Origin of the sequence: Enterobacter sp. EC_50 (genome assembly GCF_019584525.1) — a bacterium.
In the GTDB taxonomy this organism is placed as follows: domain Bacteria; phylum Pseudomonadota; class Gammaproteobacteria; order Enterobacterales; family Enterobacteriaceae; genus Enterobacter; species Enterobacter roggenkampii.
Window position 1 is genome coordinate 1 of record NZ_VDAF01000028.1, and the last position, 18,948, is coordinate 18,948.

Here is an 18,948-nt window from a genome sequence, read left to right on the forward strand (position 1 = left end):
CAACGGAATAACGCTTGCGTACTACGACCGAAAAACCCAGAGTGTGGTGCGGATAGAGTAAAAGTGTTACCTATGTTCCCGGTCTGATCTGTCACCTATGTATCCGGTCATACAGCAGCGCCACCCGGCATTTTTACCTTACTGCGCTTCCGCCAGCTGACGGTCGCGGCGGCATTTGAACACCCAGCCCACCAGCAGCAGCACGATCCACGCGCAGCCCACGTAGAGCGAAATGCGGGTGTCCGGATGGTAGCCAATCAGGCCAATGATAAACACCAGGAAGATCAGCCCGACGACGGTCGTCGCAACGCCGCCCGGTACTTTGAACTTCAGCGCTTTCGCCTCATCCGGCGACAGGCGACGGCGGAAGGCAATCTGCGACAGCAGGATCATGATCCACACCCACACCGTCGCGAAGGTCGCCAGGGATGCAATCACCAGGAAGACGTTCTCCGGCATGATGTAGTTCAGATAAACCGAGAACAGCAGCGCCACGGTCATCACCACAACGGTCACCCACGGCGTGCCGCGGCGCGAGGTTTTGGCGAACACCTTCGGCGCGCTGCCCTGCTCCGCCATGCCGTGCAGCATACGCCCCACGCCAAAGACGTCACTGTTGATCGCCGAAAGCGACGCGGTCAGCACCACAAAGTTCAGAATGCTAGCCGCAAAGGCAATGCCCATATGCTGGAAGGTCAGGACAAACGGGCTACCGTTGGTACCCACCTGATTCCACGGGTAGATGGACATGATCACAAACAGCGTACCCACATAAAACACCAGAATACGCATCGGCACCGAGTTGATGGCGCGCGGAATGGATTTCTCCGGGTCTTTCGCTTCACCAGCGGTAATACCGATAATCTCGATACCGCCGTAGGCGAACATCACCATCTGCAGGGACATCACCATGCCGAGCCAGCCGTTGCTGAAGAAGCCACCGTTGCTCCAGAGGTTATGGATCCCGGTCGGCTGCCCGCCGTTGCCAATCCCCCAGATAATGATCCCGAAACCGGCCACAATCATGATGATAATGGTGGCGACCTTGAAGAAGGAGAACCAGAACTCCAGCTCGCCGAACACCTTCACGCTCATCAGGTTGACGGCGCAAATGATCAGCACCACGCTCAGCACCCAAATCCAGTGCGGCACCGCCGGGAACCAGACGCCCATATAGATGCCAAACGCCGTCACGTCGGCTATTGCCACGATCAGGATTTCGAAGCAGTAGGTCCAGCCGGTGATAAACCCGGCCAGCGGGCCGAGGTTTTCCTGCGCGTAGCGCGAGAAGGAGCTGGCGGAGGGGTTATGAACCGACATTTCGCCGAGGGCGCGCATGATGATATACGCCGCCACGCCGCCGATGATGTACGCCAGCAGCACGCTTGGACCGGCCATTTTGATGGCATCTGCCGAGCCATAAAAAAGACCGGTGCCAATAGCAGAGCCCAGCGCCATAAAGCGGATGTGGCGCGTGCTCAATCCACGTTTAAGTTTGTTAGTGCTTTCCATTTAAATCTTGCCATTCAACACGAAAAAAACAAAAAACCACGGGGCCTTAAGCCCCGTGGTTAAACAGTTTGTTGCCGTTGATTAATGGGCGTTCGATGCGACCTGACGCCCTGCAGCACGGTCCCAGATAACCGCCAGAACCAGTGCAACAACGGTAGGCATCAGCCAGGCCAGGCCCTGCTCGGACAGCGGCAGACGCTGTGTCCAGGCTGGCAGAATTTCAGCGAACGCTGATGCTTTAATCCCGTCAAGGATACCAAAAATCAGGCTGATAAACATGGCTGGCGCAATAATTCGTGAGGAGTTGTTCCACCACGGGCGGGTGAAGCTCAGCACCACCAGCACGATGCACGGCGGATAGATCGCCGTCAGTACCGGAATAGAGACCTGAATCAGGTGGCTCAGACCGAGGTTGGATACCGCCATGGAGAAGATACCAAGGATAAACACCAGGGTGCGGTAAGAGAGCGGCAGGTACTGCGCAAAGAACTCAGCACAGGCGCAGGTCAGGCCAACCGCGGTAACCAGGCAGGCCAGGAAGATGAGCGCCGCCAGCAGCATACTGCCTGCACCACCGAAGGTGTGCTGGACGTAGGCGTGCAGGATAGCCGCACCATTCGCGTTTTGATCGACCAGCATCGCGCTATCGGAGCCCAGGCGGAACAGCGCCAGATACAGCAGCGTCAGGCCTACACCGGCCATCAGGCCAGCCCAGATGGTGTAGCGGGTCAGCAGACGCGCTTCGGTCACACCGCGGGAACGCGCGGCGTTAACGATAACAATACCAAACACCATCGCGCCCAGCGTATCCATCGTCAGGTAGCCGTTCACAAAGCCGTTAGAGAACGCGGCGTTTTTATAGGCGTCCATCGCGTCGCTAATCGGGCCTGCAGGCCAGACGATAGCCGCCACCGCCAGAACAATCAGCGCCACAATTTTCAGCGGAGCCAGGAAGTTACCCACGGTATCCAGCAGCTTGCCCGGATAGAGGGAAACCAGAATCACGATAGCGAAGTAGATCAGGCTGTAGATGAACAGCGGCATCGCGCCGTCACCGGTCAGCGGAGCAATACCCACTTCAAAGGAAACGGTCGCGGTACGCGGGGTGGCAAACAGCGGACCCACGGCCAGATAGCATACGGTTGCCAGCAGAACGCCCGCCACTTTGCCAATCGGGGTGCTGAGGCTATCCACACCGCCGCCGACTTTCGCCAGCGCGATGACGGTCAGCACCGGCAGACCCACGGCAGTAATCAGGAAACCAAACGCGGCGGTCCAGACGTGTTCACCCGCCTGTAAGCCAACCATTGGAGGGAAAATGATGTTGCCTGCGCCAACGAACAGCGCAAATGTCATAAAGCCCAGCGCGATAATGTCACGCGATTTTAAGTGATGGGTCATAAAACCTTACTGCCTGTGGATGTGGTGTTGAAAACATTGAGATTTTCGCTGCCCCTGACGGGACGATACAGCCGAAAATTTGCTCAATTTTAGCGGGATATGCTCCCGTCCTGGCGTGGAGAAGAATAGTTTTTCGATTTACCACGCAAATACAGTCGGTCTGACAGTATCTGGGGGGCAATTTAAACGCTTATAACGTTTAAAGGCAAGGTGGGATCGCAAAACCAGAACAATATGCCAGCATGAAAATATACTCCAGCACAATACGCTAATTATAAGAAAAACCCATGGCTAATCATGCGAACAAAAAACAGCCAGCCGTATAAAATTCACACGCGTTTCGCTTGACTGCAAAGCAAACGGGCCAGCGATGGCTGACCCGTGGAAAGGTAAAATGACACACCTGCCGTCAGGCGATCTTTTTGGCAATTAATCGTTCCGGGATCACGAAGCTGAAGCGGGTTCCTTTACCCAGAGTACTCTGAATATCGAGACGGCTTTCATGGTGATTCACCGCGTGTTTCACAATCGCCAGCCCCAGGCCGCTTCCGCCCGTCTGCCGCGATCGCGCTTTATCCACGCGATAGAAGCGCTCGGTCAGACGCGGAATATGCTCCGGCGCGATCCCCGGCCCGTTGTCCTCCACGCTAAACTCGGCCCCCGTTGGGATATGCTGCCAGCGCACCACGATCTCCGTTCCTTCCGGCGTATGGTTTACCGCGTTATACACCAGGTTTGAGATAGCGCTACGCAGTTCATCTTCGCTGCCCAGCACCTTTAGCGTGTTGTCGACCTCAAAGGTCAGGTGATGCTTTTTGTGGCTTAACGTCTGCGCTTCACGCTCCACGACTCGCAGCATCATCGGCACATCGATGGTGTCATTCAGCGCGAGCGTGGGTGCCGCTTCAATCTTCGAGAGCGTCAGCAGCTGCTTCACCAGGCCTTCCATCCGGTGCGTTTGCTCGCGCATGGTGTGCAGCGCTTTTTCACGCGGCGCACCTTCCAGCGTTTGCTCCTGCATCATCTCCAGGTAGCCCTGAAGCACGGTCAGCGGGGTACGCAATTCGTGACTGACGTTGGCGAAGAAGTTGCGGCGCGCCCCTTCCAGCTGGTGCATCTGGGTGACATCGCGCGCCACCATCAGCCACTGCTTATCGCTGTAGGGCATCACGCGGATCTCCAGATGGCGACCGTTATTGAGCTTGAGATTGTGCGGACGGGTAAAATCACGCTTTTTCAGGTACAGCGTAAACTCGGGATAACGCAGAAGGTTGAGGATATTCTGGCCATTATCGTCCGGCCAGCGCAGGCCCAGCAGCTGCTGCGCCAGGCCGTTACACCAGAAGATCGTCCCTTCTTCGGTGGTCAGAATGACCGCATCCGGTAGCGACTCCGCACCGCTGCGAAAACGCTTAATCAGGCTTCCCAGCTCGCGGCGGCGCTTTTTATTTCGCATCTGCATCTGGTGCAGACCGTACAGCAGCGGCTCCCAGCTGCCGCTTCCGGGCGGCGGCGTCATGCTTCGGTCAACCCACAGCCACCAGGAGAGGCGCAGCAGGTTCCAGAAATGCCAGATCAGCAGCCCGGTGACCGACGCCAGCAGAAACCACGGCAGATGTCCAAGAAAGGCCCCCAGAATGAAGGCCGGAATACAGCATAAGATCAGTTCAAAGACGAGCCTTTTCCATGACAGACGTTCCAGCACGCGTCACACTCCTGTCATTGTTCAGAAACGGGTAGAAAAACGATAACCCGTGCCGCGGACCGTCTGCACCATGCGATCGTGGCCGCTCAGTTCCAGCGCTTTTCGCAGGCGGCGGATATGTACGTCAACCGTCCGGTCTTCGACATACACGTTAGTTCCCCAGACGTTATTCAGCAACTGCTCGCGGCTGTACACGCGTTCCGGGTGGGTCATAAAGAAGTGCAGAAGTTTAAATTCGGTAGGCCCCATGTCGAGGGGATTTTCACCGGTCATCACGCGGTGAGAAGTCGGATCAAGGCTCAGCCCCTGCATCTCAATCACCTCTTCCACCGCCATCGGCGAAATACGGCGCATCACGGCTTTAATGCGGGCCACCAGCTCTTTGGGGGAGAACGGTTTGGTTATGTAATCGTCCGCGCCGGTCTCCAGACCGCGCACGCGATCCTCTTCTTCTCCACGCGCCGTAAGCATCACAACCGGGATGTCGCGGGTCAGCGCTTCACGCTTCAGGTGTTTGATAAACTGCAGTCCGGAGCCGCCGGGCAGCATCCAGTCCAGCAGAATCAGATCGGGCCAGGGTTCATTCAGCTGGTTCACTGCGCTGTCATAATCTTCCGCTTCAACCGGCTGGAAGCCGTTTTGCTCGAGCACGAAGCACACCATTTCACGAATTGGAGCTTCATCTTCTACGACCAGAATACGTCTCGCCATACTTTGCCCTGTCTTATCTTATTTACGTTACAAGTTTGTAATTCGGCGCCATTATGCGTCAGATTTATGACAGATTTATGAAAAACAGTACCACTATAAATGGCAAACTGTTGTTTTATTACAGCGGTTATTTTCCCTTCTCTGAACGTTTATAATCCTGCTTTCTCTTTTTTGCCACGGATCAGCTATGCGCATACTTCACACCTCGGACTGGCATCTGGGTCAAAATTTTTACAGCAAAAGCCGTGCGGCTGAACATGAAGCGTTCCTGAACTGGCTGCTGGAAACGGCCCGGACGCATGAGGTGGACGCGATTATCGTGGCGGGAGATATTTTTGATACCGGCTCGCCGCCGAGCTATGCGCGTGAGCTGTACAACCGCTTCGTGGTGAATCTGCAGCAAACCGGCTGTCATCTGGTGATTGTCGCCGGCAACCATGATTCCGTCGCGACGCTTAACGAATCCCGCGACATCCTGGCGTTTCTCAATACCACCGTCGTCGCCAGCGCCGGGCACGCCCCGCAGATCCTGAAAAAGCGCGACGGGTCGCCCGGGGCGGTACTGTGTCCGATTCCCTTTTTGCGTCCGCGCGACATCGTGCAAAGCCAGGCGGGGCTGTCGGGCGCGGAAAAGCAGCAGCATTTGTTACAGGCGATCGCCGATTATTACCGCCAGCAGCACGCCGAAGCCTGTGCCCTGCGCGGTGATCAGCCGATTCCGGTGATTGCGACCGGGCACCTCACCACCGTCGGGGCCAGTAAAAGTGACGCCGTGCGTGACATCTATATCGGCACGCTGGATGCCTTTCCGGCGCAGCACTTCCCGCCAGCCGACTACATTGCGCTCGGACACATCCACCGGGTGCAGATCGTCGGCGGCTGCGAGCACATCCGCTACTGCGGCTCGCCCCTTTCGCTCAGCTTTGACGAAACGGGCAAAGCCAAATCCGTACATCTGGTGACCTTCTCCGACGGAAAACTCAGCGCCGTCGACACGCTGGAGGTGCCCGTAACTCAACCGCTGGCGGTGCTGAAAGGCGATCTCGATGCCATCACCGCCCAGCTGGAGCAGTGGCGCGGCGTCGAGCAAGATCCCCCCATCTGGCTGGACATCGAAATCACCACCGACGACTACCTGCACGATATGCAGCGGAAAATCCAGGCGCTGACCGAAGACCTGCCGGTAGAGGTCTTGCTGGTGCGCCGCAGCCGCGAGCAGCGCGAGAAAATTCTGCTAAGCGCTCAACGCGAAACGCTCAGTGAACTGGGGGTCGAAGAGGTATTTGAACGCAGGCTCTCACAGGAGGAGATTGACGATGCGAAGCGCGCAAGGCTCAGCGAACTGTTCAGCCATACCCTGCATGCGCTCAATGATGAGGAAGAAAACGCGTGAAAATTTTGAGCCTGCGCCTGAAAAATCTCAACTCCCTCAAGGGCGAGTGGAAAATTGACTTTACCGCTGAGCCGTTTGCCAGCAACGGGCTGTTTGCCATCACCGGCGCGACCGGGGCAGGTAAAACCACCCTGCTCGACGCCATCTGTCTGGCGCTTTATCACGAAACGCCGCGCCTGAATAAAGTCTCCCAGGCGCAAAATGACCTGATGACCCGCGACACCGCCGAATGTCTGGCGGAAGTGGAGTTCGAGGTAAAAGGCACCGCCTATCGCGCCTTCTGGAGCCAGAACCGGGCGCGCAACCAGCCGGACGGTAACCTGCAGGCGCCGCGCGTGGAGCTGGCGCGCTGCGAAGATGGCAAAATTCTGGCCGACAAAGTGACGGATAAGCTGGAGCAAACCGCCGCGCTCACCGGGCTGGACTACGGGCGCTTTACCCGCTCGATGCTGCTCTCTCAGGGGCAGTTTGCCGCCTTCCTTAATGCCAAACCGAGCGATCGCGCCGAGCTGCTGGAAGAGCTGACCGGCACCGAAATCTACGGTCAGATTTCCGCCATGGTGTTTGAGAAACACAAAGCGGCCCGCAGCGTGCTTGAAAAGTGCGAGGCGCAGGCGGCGGGCGTCGTGCTGTTGAGCGAAGAACAACAGCAGCAGTTACAGCAAAGTTTGCAGGCACTTACTGACGCAGAGAAAACCCTGCTGGAACAGCAGCAAAACCAACAGAAACATTTTCAGTGGCTTACGCGCCATGATGAGCTCGTGCGCGAGCAACAGCGCGTCGCCGCAATGCAGCAGCAGGCGCAACAGGCGCTGACGGACGCTGCGCCTGAGCTGGCAAAACTCCAGCTTGCTCTGCCCGCCGCCCAGCTTCGCCCGCTCTGGGAGCATCAGCAGGAACAAACCGCGCGTCTGGCGCAAACGCAGCAGCGAATTATCGAAGTAAATACTCGCTTACAAGCCAGAACCGCGCTGCGTTCACGTATTCGCAATACCGCCCTGCGTAACCACGAGCTGCTTCAGACCGAACTGACGGCGCTGGCGCAGTGGCTGGCGGAGCACGAGCGCTATCGTCTGTTAGGCCAGGAGATTGCAGGCTGGCGCGCCCAGTTCTCTCAGCTTAACCGCGATAAAACGCAGTTAGCCTCGCTTGCTGCGCGGATAGGTGAATTACGCAAAAGGCTGGCTGCGATGCCGGAAAACGCGCTGACGCTGACGGCGGATGAGGTCAGCGCGGCCATGGAGCAGCAGTCCAGGTCCCGCACGCTGCGCCAGCAGCTGACGTCGCTGCATGCCCGCTATCAGCCGCTGCAAAAGCGCCTGCGCCAGAGCGGTGAAAGCGTGCAGAAGGCGCAGGCCGAACAAAATAAACTCAATGAAACGCTGACGCTGCGCCGCCAGCAGTACAAAGAGAAAAACCAGCACTATCTCGACCTGAAAGCTCTGTGCGAAACCGAAGCAACAATTAAGAAGCTGGAGCATTACCGCTCCCGGCTTGAGGCGGGCAAACCCTGCCCGCTGTGCGGTTCCTGTGAACATCCCGCCGTTGAGCAATATCAGTCACTTGAGCTGACGGATAACCAGCGCCGCCGTGATGCCCTGGAAAAAGAGGTCGCCGCCCTTAAAGAGGAAGGCCTGCTGGTGCTGGGACAGGTCAATGCCCTGACTCAGCAGATCCAGCGCGAGACAGACGACGCGCAGACGCTTTCTCAGGAAGAGCAAGCGCTCACTAAAGAGTGGGTGGCGGCCTGCACGTCCCTGAACATTACCTTGAATATTCAGGACGATATCGCGCCATGGCTGAACGAACAGGAACATTACGAGCGCCAGCTTTATCAGCTCAGTCAGCGTCTCACCCTGCAGAACCAGCTGAGCGAACAGGACGCGCAGGAGCGGCAGTATCAGCAGCAGCTGGCGGCCACGCGGCAGGCGCTGGAACATGCCCTGCTCGCGCTCTCGCTTAACGCACCTGAAGAGGGTCAGGAAGCCGCCTGGCTTCAGGCCCGCGAAGCGGAATTCACGCAGTGGCAGGAGAAGCAAACGCAGCACGGCGTGCTTCAGGAACGCATAAACGCCCTGAAGCCGCTGCTCGACGCGCTTCCGGCAGCGAACAGCGAAGACGCCGAACCGGTTATTCCTGATAACTGGCGCGCCATCCACGACGAGTGCGTGTCGCTGCAAAGCCAGCTGACCGCGCAACAGCAGCAGGAAGGGCTGGAGCGAGAGCGCCTGCAGCAGTCGCAGACGCAGTTCACCGCGGCGCGCTCGGCGAGCTGCTTTGCCGACCAGGACGCGTTTCTTGCCGCCCTGCTGGATGACGATGCTATTCGCCACCTTGAACAGCTGAAACAGTCGCTGGAAAACCAGATCCAGCAGGCCGCGGCGCTGTGCGGGCAAGCTAACCAGCAGCTGCAGTCTCATCTGGCGCTGCGCCCGGAAGGGCTCGACGCCGATGCCGCCACGCTGCAAAGCCAGCTGCAGCAGCTGGCGCAACAGCTGCGCGAGAACACCACGCATCAGGGCGAGATCCGTCAGCAGCTTAAGCAGGACAGCGATAACCGGCAGCACCAGCTGGCGTTGATGCAGCAAATTGAAGAGGCCGCGCGCCAGGCGGATGACTGGGGTTATCTGAACGCGCTGATCGGCTCCAGCACCGGCGACAAGTTCCGTAAGTTCGCCCAGGGGCTGACGCTGGACAATCTCGTCTGGCTGGCTAACCAGCAGCTTAACCGCCTGCACGGGCGTTATTTATTGCAGCGTAAGGCCAGCGACGCGCTGGAGCTGGAAGTGGTGGATACGTGGCAGGCGGATGCGGTCCGCGATACCCGCACCCTCTCCGGCGGCGAGAGCTTCCTGGTCAGCCTGGCGCTGGCGCTGGCGCTTTCCGATCTGGTGAGTCATAAAACGCGAATCGATTCCCTGTTCCTGGATGAAGGGTTCGGCACGCTCGACAGTGAGACGCTGGATACGGCGCTGGATGCGCTCGACGCGCTGAACGCCACCGGGAAAACCATCGGCGTGATCAGCCACGTCGAGGCGATGAAAGAGCGTATTCCGGTGCAGATCAAAGTGAAGAAGATTAACGGGCTGGGGTACAGCAAGCTGGATAAAGAATTTGCCGTGCAGTAAAGGTCCACTCCACATGTAGGCCGGGTAAGGCGTAGCCGCCACCCGGCTTTTTTATTGTGGCTGCCTGAATTCGCCCGGTGGCGCTTCGCTTACCGGGCTTACAGAGCCGTTTATTCTGGCCACAGCCACGCCGCGCCGCGCACGCCGCTGGAGTCCCCGTGGACGGCTTTGCGGATCGGCGTTTCACACTCGCCGCCGAAGACCCACTGCTTCACCAGGTTCGGCACCGTGGCGTACAGCCGGTCGACGTTGCTCATGCCGCCGCCCAGCACAATTACGTCCGGATCGAGAATATTCACCACGTGCGCCAGGGATTTCGCCAGCCGCATTTCATAGCGGCTCAGGGCCAGCTCCGCCACCGGATCCTGCGCTTCGACCAGACGCATGATCTCGTTGCCCTTGAGCGGCTGGCCGCTCAGGCGGTGGTAATCGGTCGCAAAACCGGTACCGGAGATAAAGGTCTCAATACAGCCCTGCTTTCCGCAGTAGCACGGCACTTCGGTGCGGTATTTGAGTTCGTCTTCATCCATCCACGGCAGCGGGTTGTGCCCCCACTCGCCCGCGGTGCCGTTACCGCCGGTATGGGCGCGCCCGCCGAACGCTACGCCCGCACCGCAGCCGGTGCCGATGATCACGGCAAACACGGTCTGGGCACCGGCCGCCGCGCCGTCGATGGCCTCAGAGACCGCCAGGCAGTTGGCGTCGTTGGCCAGACGCACTTCCCGCTTCAGGCGCGCGCTTAAATCTTTATCAAACGGCTGACCGTTGAGCCAGGTGGAGTTGGCATTTTTAACCACGCCGGTATACGGCGAGATCGACCCCGGTATCCCCATCCCGACGCTGCCGGTTTGCCCTGTCGCCTGCTCGGCCATCTCGACCAGCCTGGCAATCGTCTCGATAGTCTGGTGATAATCATCGCGCGGCGTTGGCAGACGATGGCGAAACAGCTGCTCCCCCTGCTCGCTCAGTGCGATGACTTCTGTTTTGGTGCCGCCCAAATCGATCCCAATACGCACAAGACTCTCCTCATTATTTTGATTATCAACAGAGTAGAAGCACGCTTCCCGATTAGCAATGCAAGCGATGCGACAATTCGTTATCATGCCCGCTGATTTAACGACAAGGCCGTGGAAATTATCATGCTGTGGTTCAAAAATTTGATGGTTTACCGTCTCAGCCGCGACGTTTCGCTGCGTGCAGAAGAGATGGAAAAACAGTTAGCCGCTTATACCTTTTCCCCTTGCGGTAGCCAGGATATGGCGAAAACCGGTTGGGTTCCGCCAATGGGTTCACAAAGCGATGCACTGACCCACGCCAGCAGCACGGGTCAAATCATCGTCTGCGCCCGTAAAGAAGAGAAAATACTGCCGACGCCGGTGGTTAAGCAGGCACTCGAAGCGAAAATTCTCAAGCTGGAAGCCGAACAGGGCCGCAAGCTGAAAAAGACCGAAAAAGATTCGCTGAAAGATGAAGTACTGCACTCCCTGCTGCCGCGCGCCTTCAGCCGCTTCAGCCAGACCATGATGTGGATCGACACCGTTAACGGGCTGATCATGGTGGACTGCGCCAGCGCCAAGAAAGCAGAAGATACGCTGGCCCTGCTGCGTAAGAGCATCGGCTCGTTACCGGTCGTTCCGCTGGCGCTGGAAACGCCAATTGAGTTAACGCTGACCGAATGGGTACGCAGCGGTGCTGCGGCTCAGGGTTTCCAGATCCTTGATGAAGCCGAGCTGAAAGCCCTGCTGGAAGATGGCGGCGTGATCCGCGCGAAGAAGCAGGATCTGGTGAGCGATGAAATCGCCGTCCACATCGAAGCGGGTAAAGTGGTCACTAAACTGGCGCTCGACTGGCAGCAGCGTATTCAGTTCGTGATGTGCGACGACGGCTCCGTGAAGCGTCTGAAGTTCTGCGACGAGCTGCGCGATCAGAACGAAGATATCGACAGGGAAGATTACGCCCAGCGTTTTGACGCGGACTTCATCCTGATGACCGGCGAGCTGGCGGCGTTGATTCAGAATCTGGTGGAAGGTCTCGGCGGCGAAGCGCAGAGATAACGGGCAAACCGTAGGCCGGGTAAGCGTTAGCGCCACCCGGCTAATTTTTTATTTCAGGTAGCGGCACAGATAAGAGGTAGGTTCAGCCACCTGCAGATGGAACTCACTGTGGCCAGGGACGTTGAAAACCTGTCCGGCTGCGTAAACTTTCCATTCCGTTTCACCCGGCAGTAAGACGTTCAGCGCCCCGCTGACGACCGTCATCTCTTCCGCTTCCGCCGTGCCGAAGGTGTATTCCCCTTCCGCCATGACGCCAACGCTGGCGCGGCCAGTGCTGCTGCTGGTAAAACCAATGGATTTCACTTTACCGGAAAAGTATTCGTTACTCTGAAGCATGAACTGGCCCTTATATTTTTAGATAAAAATTCACTATAGGGGCCATGCTCATCACCTGTCACGCAAAATCATTACATGAGCAGTTCTGAGGCCAGGCGAGCCATCAGAACGTTGGATAACAGCACCGGCACATCCAGCGCTTTTTGCAGTAAATCACGATGATGCTGGTGGAACCCCAGGCAGTCCAGAATCAGGACATCGGCCCCTCTTTCCAGCAGTTCCTTCCCGGCCGCAATGAGTTTGGCCTCGCTGTCCCAGAACGGATTGGCCAGCGCGTACAAGGGCACTTTTTCCAGCAAGTGCCATTTTGCCTCCTGGTTATCCATGAGCTCCTCGATGGGGACAATCACCCCCACCTGATGACCATCCACGATGGAGGCCACCAGCGGCGGAATGATGCGCATCGGTTCCAGCAAAATCGCATTGCGCGCCGTAAGTCCCTTTATGGGGGCGGTGCTCATCAGCAAAATAACGTCATATCCCTGATTATCGAGCACTTCTATTACGCCCTGCAGCGAGCGCTCGATCTTCTGGCGGGAAACATGCGCCAGTTTACCGTCACTTAATAACGTCGCCAGGGGATCCTCCCCCGCCTCGACAGCGTAGTCCTCCATGACCTCTTCCCGACTCATCTTGCCCAGCAGGCTGAGATGCGTAATCTGTTGTTCAGATACATGCTCGGTTAAGAGCGGTAACACTTCGCTTACAGGGACCACACCAATGGTGAGGATCGCCAACGTTGCCATCATCTTTATCGCCTTCCATTACTCCAACATCGTGCACACAGGTACAGGCTCACTACGCTGCACAGTTCGTTTTTTCAACAAAACAGCACCAAGCGTAGCAGGTGATCCCGACACCGAAATGTAAAGATCGCCTGCCGATACCAGAGTTACTTGTATTAACTAAATATTAACTCCTGCTTAACTTTTACGATGAGTAAAAAGTGTGATTCAGGCACGATCCTGGAGCGTTTAGGAAACCGCTCAGGTTATGTCGGGATCTTCATAGCGCCGCTTCGCATCCAGCGCTTCCTGTTCCGTCTCGTGTTCACTGATCAGCGAGTCGGGTTTGGGGTGATCGGCACGCAGTTGATACCAGGTCACAGTGTGACCTGTCTGGCCTTTTTCAACGGTTACAATGCGCGCTTCACGCGGATAGGGAGGTCTTGTTGGCATAGCTCATCCTTTTTTTATGTCTGAGCTATAAGTATAGACGCCGCTTAGCTGGCACACGCCAAACGCAGGGCGGTAATAATCTGAATCACAACGTCTTCGGGAGAGGCGGACGCATCCACCACGTGGTGAGCCGCTTCGCGGTATAACGCATCGCGTTCGGCCAGCACTTCACTCACCTCTTCGTTCAGCGGCCTGGAGGTCAGCGCAGGGCGTTGCCCCTCTTCCGGAAAGGCTTCCAGACGCCCAACCAGGGCCGACACCGGCGCGCTGAGGTAAATCACAATCCCCTTTTCGCGCATAAAGTGACGATTACACTCCGCCAGAACAATGCCACCGCCGGTGGCGATCACCGCGGACGGGGTCGTGACCGCTTTCAGCGCGGCCGTTTCGCGTGCGCGAAAGCTCTCCCAGCCTTCCTGCTCAACAATGTCGGCGATAGTTTTTCCGGCCTCGGTTTGCAGCCAGTGGTCGGTATCCACAAACTGGCGATGACACACGCGTGCCAGCTCCAGGCCAACGGTGGTTTTCCCACAGCCGCGGGGGCCAACTAAAAAGATGGGTTGGGTCATAGCCAGGTGTTCCCCTTGATGCCGGAAGGCTGAAGAGTGTAAAGAAATAATTGCAGAAGATGTTGCGATTACTTTACTGCAAAGCGGTACGGGATGACAACCCTGTGGAGGCCACACTGTACCACACATTGACAATAATTATCATTTCGCTGTACGGCGCTTCACTTCCAGCAGCCATTTATCCAGCTCGGCAGCAAACTGCTGGCGATCGCGCTGTGAGAGGCTGTCCGGCCCACCGGTCTGCACGCCGCTGGCCCGCATGGTATCCATAAAATCGCGCATCGTAAGCTTCTCGCGGATGGTCGACGGCGAGTATCGCTCACCGCGCGGATTGAGCGCTGCCGCCCCTTTCTCCAGCACGTCGGCCGCCAGCGGAATGTCCGCCGTGATCACCAGATCTTCCGCGCTGCACAGGCGGACAATTTCGTTGTCCGCCACGTCAAACCCGGCAGGCACGCGCAAAGAACGAATGAAGCGCGAAGGCGGCACGCGAATATTCTGGTTCGCCACCAGCGTCAGCGGCATCTGAACGCGCTCGGCGGCGCGAAATAAAATCTCTTTAATCACGTTCGGACACGCGTCCGCATCAACCCAAATCGCCATATTGTCTCCCCATAATGACTCTGCCGACTATTGTCGCCTGCATTTCGTTGTTAAGCTATCAATCAGAGAAAACAACGCATAATGACGGAGGATCGTGATGGACAAGAAAATCGGGTTTATCGGCTGCGGTAACATGGGCAAAGCCATTCTGGGCGGCCTGATCGCCAGCGGGCAGGTGCTGCCGGGTCAGATTTGGGTCTATACCCCGTCACCGGACAAGGTCGCCGCGCTGCGCGATCAATACGGGATTAACGCTGCCGAAAGCGCGCAGGAAGTGGCCCAGGTCGCCGATATCGTCTTTGGCGCCGTCAAGCCGAACATCATGATCAAAGTGCTGAGCGACATCACCTCCAGCCTGAATAAAGAGACGCTGGTGGTGTCGATTGCCGCGGGCGTGACGCTTGACCAGCTGGCGCGCGCGCTGGGCCATGACCGCAAAATTGTTCGCGCAATGCCCAATACCCCCTCGCTGGTTAACGCCGGCATGACCTCCGTCACGCCTAACGCGCTGGTGACCCCGGAAGACGTAGCCGATGTGCTGAACATTTTCCGCTGCTTCGGCGAAGCGGAAGTGATTGCCGAATCGATGATCCATCCGGTGGTGGGCGTGAGTGGTTCTGCGCCTGCGTATGTCTTCATGTTCCTGGAAGCGATGGCCGATGCCGCCGTGCTTGGCGGAATGCCGCGCGCCCAGGCGTATAAGTTCGCCGCGCAGGCCGTCATGGGCTCCGCCAAAATGGTGCTGGAAACCGGCAAACACCCGGGTGAACTGAAAGATATGGTTTGCTCCCCAGGCGGTACCACCATCGAAGCGGTGCGGGTGCTGGAGGAGCGCGGTTTCCGCTCGGCCGTCATTGAGGCAATGGCAAAATGCATGGAAAAATCAGAGAAGCTGAGTAAATCCTGATCGTTTCAGTCGGGCGTCAGGCGGCCACTTCGGTGCGGCTGCGCCCGGCATTTTTCGCCCTGTACAGCGCCACGTCAGCCGCCTTTAGCCATTCCCGATAATGTGCAAACTGCGGCCCCCAGGGGGCAACGCCCACGCTGATGCGCAGCGCCTCTTTTGGCGCGCACGGTAGCGACAGCTTTTCCAGCCGCTCATGCACCCGGGACATGACGGCGATGGCGCTTTCCGCTGCGGTCTGCGACATAATCACCGCAAACTCATCCCCGCCAAACCGGCCGATGGCATCACCTGACCGCACCGACATCTGAAGCTGGCGCGTGATGGCAATGATCGCCTCATCCCCCACGGCGTGCCCCCAGGTATCGTTGATATTTTTAAAGTGGTCGATATCAATCAGTAAAATCGTGGCGGTGCAGCGATCGCGGCGGCAATGCTCAAATTCATTTCGCAGCAGCATTTCCCAGTGTCGGCGATTATAGACCCCGGTCATGCCGTCGCGGGTGCTCATCATTTCCAGCCGCTGCTTGTGCTCAGCAAGCCTGACGGCGGTGCGGTGGCTGAGCCAGGCAAACAGCATGGGATAAAGCACCAGTACGGGAAGCGTTAAGCTCCACTCCACGAGGTCGGGGTTGAAGACGGCCACGCGCCCAACAATCGGCAGCGTCACCAGCGCGGAGAGCAGAGTCAGCAGGATCCCCGGGATAAACAGACGACAGCCCCCGGAGCCCATCATATTCATCCCGACCATCATCACCAGCGCTGCCGTGGGTAACGCGCTCATCCCCATCACGCCGATCCAGAGCCCGGCAATAATGGCATCGATCTTAAGATTGAACTCTTCCTGCTGATGAGGTGACGCGGCCCGGCAGGATAACTGCCAGGCGAAATGGGGCCAGACGAACGCCCAACCGACCAGTAAAAGCCACCAGCCGCCGGGTAAAAAATGGGTGACCAGCATTCCTGCAACCGGGAAAAACATCGCTGCCAGCCCCACGGCGCGCGCCAGCCGAACCCGCCGGGCAAACTGAATGCCGGCGCGGTGAGGGTCATCCTGAGAAAGGGTTAAATTCCACTCTTCCCGAATGCGCTTTGTGTTGTAATACGTTTCATCATTCATCATTTTTGGGAATATTCTGAAACATTTTCCCAAATTATAGAGAGGGGGTCTGCGGGGAAAGTATGAAATTTCGGGTGAGCCGCCTGAGCCGCTCACCCGTTCGAACTACACTTTTTTCTTCAGGCAGGCACTCATGAACTTGCTGCGGTCATCCCCTTTCAGGGACTGCTCGGTTGCCTTGGCATTACACTCGCGCATCTTTTGCTGCTGAGGCGTCAGGCTTTTTTCAGCTGGCTTTGAAGCGCCGTTTTTGAGGCAGTCGCTCATGTAGGTCTTGCGGGCATCGCCCTTCAGACTCTGAGACGTCGCCTGTTGATTACAGGTGGTCATACGCTGCTGCTGCGGCGTTAATGTTTTCTCTTCCGCGTTCGCCGATGCGACCAGGAACAGGCCGGAGAGCAGAGTAACCAGTAATGTTGTTTTCATTGCACCATCCTTTTGTGAACATTCCCTGTAAGTCTGGTTCGTGACAGGAAAAAAACCACCCGGCAGATGTGATTTCCGCCGGGAATTTATCATTTCAGACCCAGCGCCGCCTTCATGGTGTAGAATAGATCCGTTTGATCCGTCAGGCCTACCACGTTGGCCGCGTGCGGGCCGTAGGCGGCAATGCGCAGCTGGGTGCCGGTGTGCTCCATGGACTCTTCTTCAGAGTTGCCGTAGCTCATCACCATGACGGCGCCATCTTTGGTGTTGAGCGCCTGCGTCAGGCCAGGGGCTTTGGTATCTGGTGGAACGATCTGGCTGGCGTGCGCGTGATCCGCGGTGACGATCACCAGGGTGTTACCGTCTTTTTTCGCGAACGCGAGCGCCTTCTGCACCGCTTCGTCCAGATCGACGGTTTCGCCAATCTGACCGCACGGATTTGCCGCATGATCCTGCTTATCGATCGACGCCCCCTCAACCTGCAGGAAGAACCCTTTTTCGCTCTTGCTCAGCAGATCGATCGCCTTATCGGTCATCGCCGCCAGCGTCGGTACGCTGTCCGTGCGTTTAGGGTTAGGCGTACAGGTCACCGCTGGCTTATCGATATTGCCGTGATATGAGGCTTTTGGACCTTCCCAGCGCACGGGCATGTTGCCGTCAGAGAACAGCCCCAGCAGCGGTTTGTCCTGGTTCGCCTCGGTTATCGCCGCCAGCGAATTTGCGTCACTCACCAGCTGATAGCCGCGCGCCTGCGCCTGCTCGCGCAACGTTTTGCCCTGCCACTCGCCCGCCGTCGCGGTTTCCGCGAAGGTTTTCGCGCCGCCGCCCAGCGTCACGTCAGGACGCGCATTCAGCAGCTGTTCCGTAATCGAGCCTTTGCCACCTTTTTCCAGCGCGTTCGTTGGGCATTTTTCGCTGGTCACTGACGGGCCGTAGCATTTACGCGAGGTCACGTGTGCCACCAGCGCCGCAGGCGTCGCATCCTGAAGTTCAGCGGTGGAGACGTTACCGGTCGCCAGGCCCGCCGCTTTTGCCATCTCCAGAAGGGTTTGACGATCTTTTTCGTGAATATCCACGCCCAGCGCGCCATTATAGGTTTTCACGCCGGTGGACCACGCCGTGGCCGAGGCCGCAGAGTCCGTTACGTAATCCGGTTTACCGGTTTTTTTATCCAGCGCGTAGTGGGTATATTGTCCGGTCAGCGGTAATGCGTCGATACCTTTAAAAAAGCCGCCCGCCCCCTCGGCATAATTTCGCGCCGCCGTGATTTCGGAATCACCCATTCCATCGCCAATCAGCAGAATAATATTTTTCGCCGGTTTTTCATTAAGCGAAGCGCGAATGGCGGCGGTTTGATCTTCCGACAATCGGCGCGCGCCGCCGGGCTGGGTGATATCCCCTTTTGCCGCACGATTATCCAGGACGCTGGTTTGCGTCGTGTCAGCATAAATGGCAGGGGTAATTAACAGAGGAAGTAATGCGATGAAAAGTGCGCTCTGTTTCAATTTATTTTCTCCATGTAAAAATACATAAAAATAAAAACAGAGCGACTATAGGCATCCTGCATGACAATTCTATGACACGTCGTTACGTCCTGTGACGGTTTAGCTGCGCGGATGCCTTAACAGCTTCTTTACGTACTGGTGGAGCATCTCAGCATCTTCAACCGGTACCTGCGATTCAGGCCTGACGCTCTCCAGCGCGCCTTCCACGCTCTCAATCAACGCCTGCTGATCGGTTTTCGCCATTTGTCGCAGCAGCGCGGTGACCACAATTTCAAGCGCTTCGACCTGGGCCACCAGCTCTTTTGACTCTTCTTCCTTTTGTGCCAGCTTGACCAGCAATTCAGCAATGAGGTTTTTCATCGTGCCAGTTCCTTTTCAGTTTTATCTGACGTTATCACTCTGA

18 protein-coding genes are annotated in these 18,948 nt (G+C 57.4%); 4 read left to right on the plus strand and 14 right to left on the minus strand.

Annotation, left to right across the window (positions count from 1 at the left end):
- Window positions 1–138 precede the first annotated feature (138 nt).
- From proY to phoB, 4 genes are all read right to left on the minus strand, one after another.
- The gene (proY, locus tag FHC48_RS19660; RefSeq protein ID WP_008503261.1) at window positions 139–1,512 is read right to left on the minus strand and encodes a proline-specific permease ProY; all 1,374 of its coding nucleotides are present in this window, start codon (window positions 1,510–1,512) and stop codon (window positions 139–141) included.
- Between the two features lie 81 nt (window positions 1,513–1,593).
- Entirely contained in the window at window positions 1,594–2,913 is a 1,320-nt protein-coding gene (gene brnQ / locus FHC48_RS19665) for a branched-chain amino acid transporter carrier protein BrnQ (RefSeq protein ID WP_008503262.1), read from the minus strand.
- Between the two features lie 409 nt (window positions 2,914–3,322).
- Window positions 3,323–4,618: a phosphate regulon sensor histidine kinase PhoR gene (gene phoR / locus FHC48_RS19670; protein WP_045371764.1), complete on the minus strand. Its 1,296-nt coding sequence runs from the start codon at window positions 4,616–4,618 to the stop codon at window positions 3,323–3,325.
- A gap of 21 nt (window positions 4,619–4,639) precedes the next feature.
- The gene (gene phoB, locus FHC48_RS19675; RefSeq protein ID WP_008503265.1) at window positions 4,640–5,329 is read right to left on the minus strand and encodes a phosphate response regulator transcription factor PhoB; all 690 of its coding nucleotides are present in this window, start codon (window positions 5,327–5,329) and stop codon (window positions 4,640–4,642) included.
- 187 nt (window positions 5,330–5,516) lie between these two features.
- Between phoB and sbcD the strand changes: the two genes are divergently transcribed.
- Window positions 5,517–6,722, plus strand: coding sequence for an exonuclease subunit SbcD (gene sbcD, locus FHC48_RS19680; RefSeq protein ID WP_220418891.1), 1,206 nt, complete (start codon window positions 5,517–5,519; stop codon window positions 6,720–6,722).
- On the plus strand, window positions 6,719–9,850 hold the full coding sequence (sbcC, locus tag FHC48_RS19685; RefSeq protein WP_059363689.1) for an exonuclease subunit SbcC: 3,132 nt from the start codon (window positions 6,719–6,721) through the stop codon (window positions 9,848–9,850). Before sbcD ends, sbcC begins: the two co-directional genes overlap by 4 nt.
- 110 nt (window positions 9,851–9,960) lie before the next feature.
- Here sbcC and mak read toward each other — a convergent pair whose 3' ends face one another.
- Window positions 9,961–10,866 carry a fructokinase gene (gene mak, locus FHC48_RS19690; protein ID WP_059363687.1) on the minus strand — a complete coding sequence of 302 codons (906 nt, stop codon included), beginning with the start codon at window positions 10,864–10,866 and terminating at the stop codon, window positions 9,961–9,963.
- A 123-nt stretch (window positions 10,867–10,989) separates the two neighbouring features.
- Between mak and rdgC the strand changes: the two genes are divergently transcribed.
- Entirely contained in the window at window positions 10,990–11,904 is a 915-nt protein-coding gene (rdgC, locus tag FHC48_RS19695) for a recombination-associated protein RdgC (protein ID WP_008503269.1), read from the plus strand.
- A gap of 48 nt (window positions 11,905–11,952) precedes the next feature.
- Here rdgC and ppnP read toward each other — a convergent pair whose 3' ends face one another.
- The 5 genes from ppnP to FHC48_RS19720 all read right to left on the minus strand — a co-directional run bounded on the left by ppnP (window position 11,953) and on the right by FHC48_RS19720 (window position 14,590).
- Window positions 11,953–12,240 carry a pyrimidine/purine nucleoside phosphorylase gene (gene ppnP, locus FHC48_RS19700; RefSeq protein WP_008503270.1) on the minus strand — a complete coding sequence of 96 codons (288 nt, stop codon included), beginning with the start codon at window positions 12,238–12,240 and terminating at the stop codon, window positions 11,953–11,955.
- 71 nt (window positions 12,241–12,311) lie between these two features.
- Complete coding sequence (locus tag FHC48_RS19705; protein WP_220418892.1) at window positions 12,312–12,989, minus strand: AroM family protein; 678 nt, start codon at window positions 12,987–12,989, stop codon at window positions 12,312–12,314.
- Window positions 12,990–13,226: 237 nt separating this feature from the next.
- Complete coding sequence (gene yaiA, locus FHC48_RS19710; protein WP_008503272.1) at window positions 13,227–13,418, minus strand: protein YaiA; 192 nt, start codon at window positions 13,416–13,418, stop codon at window positions 13,227–13,229.
- Window positions 13,419–13,462: 44 nt separating this feature from the next.
- A complete protein-coding gene (aroL, locus tag FHC48_RS19715) occupies window positions 13,463–13,987 on the minus strand; it encodes a shikimate kinase AroL (protein ID WP_008503273.1) in 525 nt (174 codons plus the stop codon).
- A gap of 141 nt (window positions 13,988–14,128) precedes the next feature.
- The gene (locus FHC48_RS19720) at window positions 14,129–14,590 is read right to left on the minus strand and encodes a YaiI/YqxD family protein (protein ID WP_021241674.1); all 462 of its coding nucleotides are present in this window, start codon (window positions 14,588–14,590) and stop codon (window positions 14,129–14,131) included.
- 97 nt (window positions 14,591–14,687) lie between these two features.
- Here FHC48_RS19720 and proC point away from each other — a divergent pair, with 97 nt between their 5' ends.
- On the plus strand, window positions 14,688–15,497 hold the full coding sequence (proC, locus tag FHC48_RS19725; protein ID WP_021241675.1) for a pyrroline-5-carboxylate reductase: 810 nt from the start codon (window positions 14,688–14,690) through the stop codon (window positions 15,495–15,497).
- 16 nt (window positions 15,498–15,513) lie between these two features.
- Here the strand turns inward: proC and adrA are convergent, their stop codons facing one another.
- From adrA to iraP, 4 genes are all read right to left on the minus strand, one after another.
- Complete coding sequence (adrA, locus tag FHC48_RS19730) at window positions 15,514–16,617, minus strand: diguanylate cyclase AdrA (RefSeq protein WP_059363684.1); 1,104 nt, start codon at window positions 16,615–16,617, stop codon at window positions 15,514–15,516.
- A gap of 102 nt (window positions 16,618–16,719) precedes the next feature.
- Window positions 16,720–17,040: a phosphate starvation-inducible protein PsiF gene (psiF, locus tag FHC48_RS19735; RefSeq protein WP_008503278.1), complete on the minus strand. Its 321-nt coding sequence runs from the start codon at window positions 17,038–17,040 to the stop codon at window positions 16,720–16,722.
- Window positions 17,041–17,129: 89 nt separating this feature from the next.
- Window positions 17,130–18,545 (minus strand): alkaline phosphatase, encoded by a 1,416-nt coding sequence (phoA, locus tag FHC48_RS19740; RefSeq protein ID WP_021241677.1) that lies wholly within the window; start codon window positions 18,543–18,545, stop codon window positions 17,130–17,132.
- 99 nt (window positions 18,546–18,644) lie between these two features.
- The gene (gene iraP / locus FHC48_RS19745) at window positions 18,645–18,905 is read right to left on the minus strand and encodes an anti-adapter protein IraP (RefSeq protein WP_023293178.1); all 261 of its coding nucleotides are present in this window, start codon (window positions 18,903–18,905) and stop codon (window positions 18,645–18,647) included.
- Window positions 18,906–18,948 lie beyond the last annotated feature (43 nt).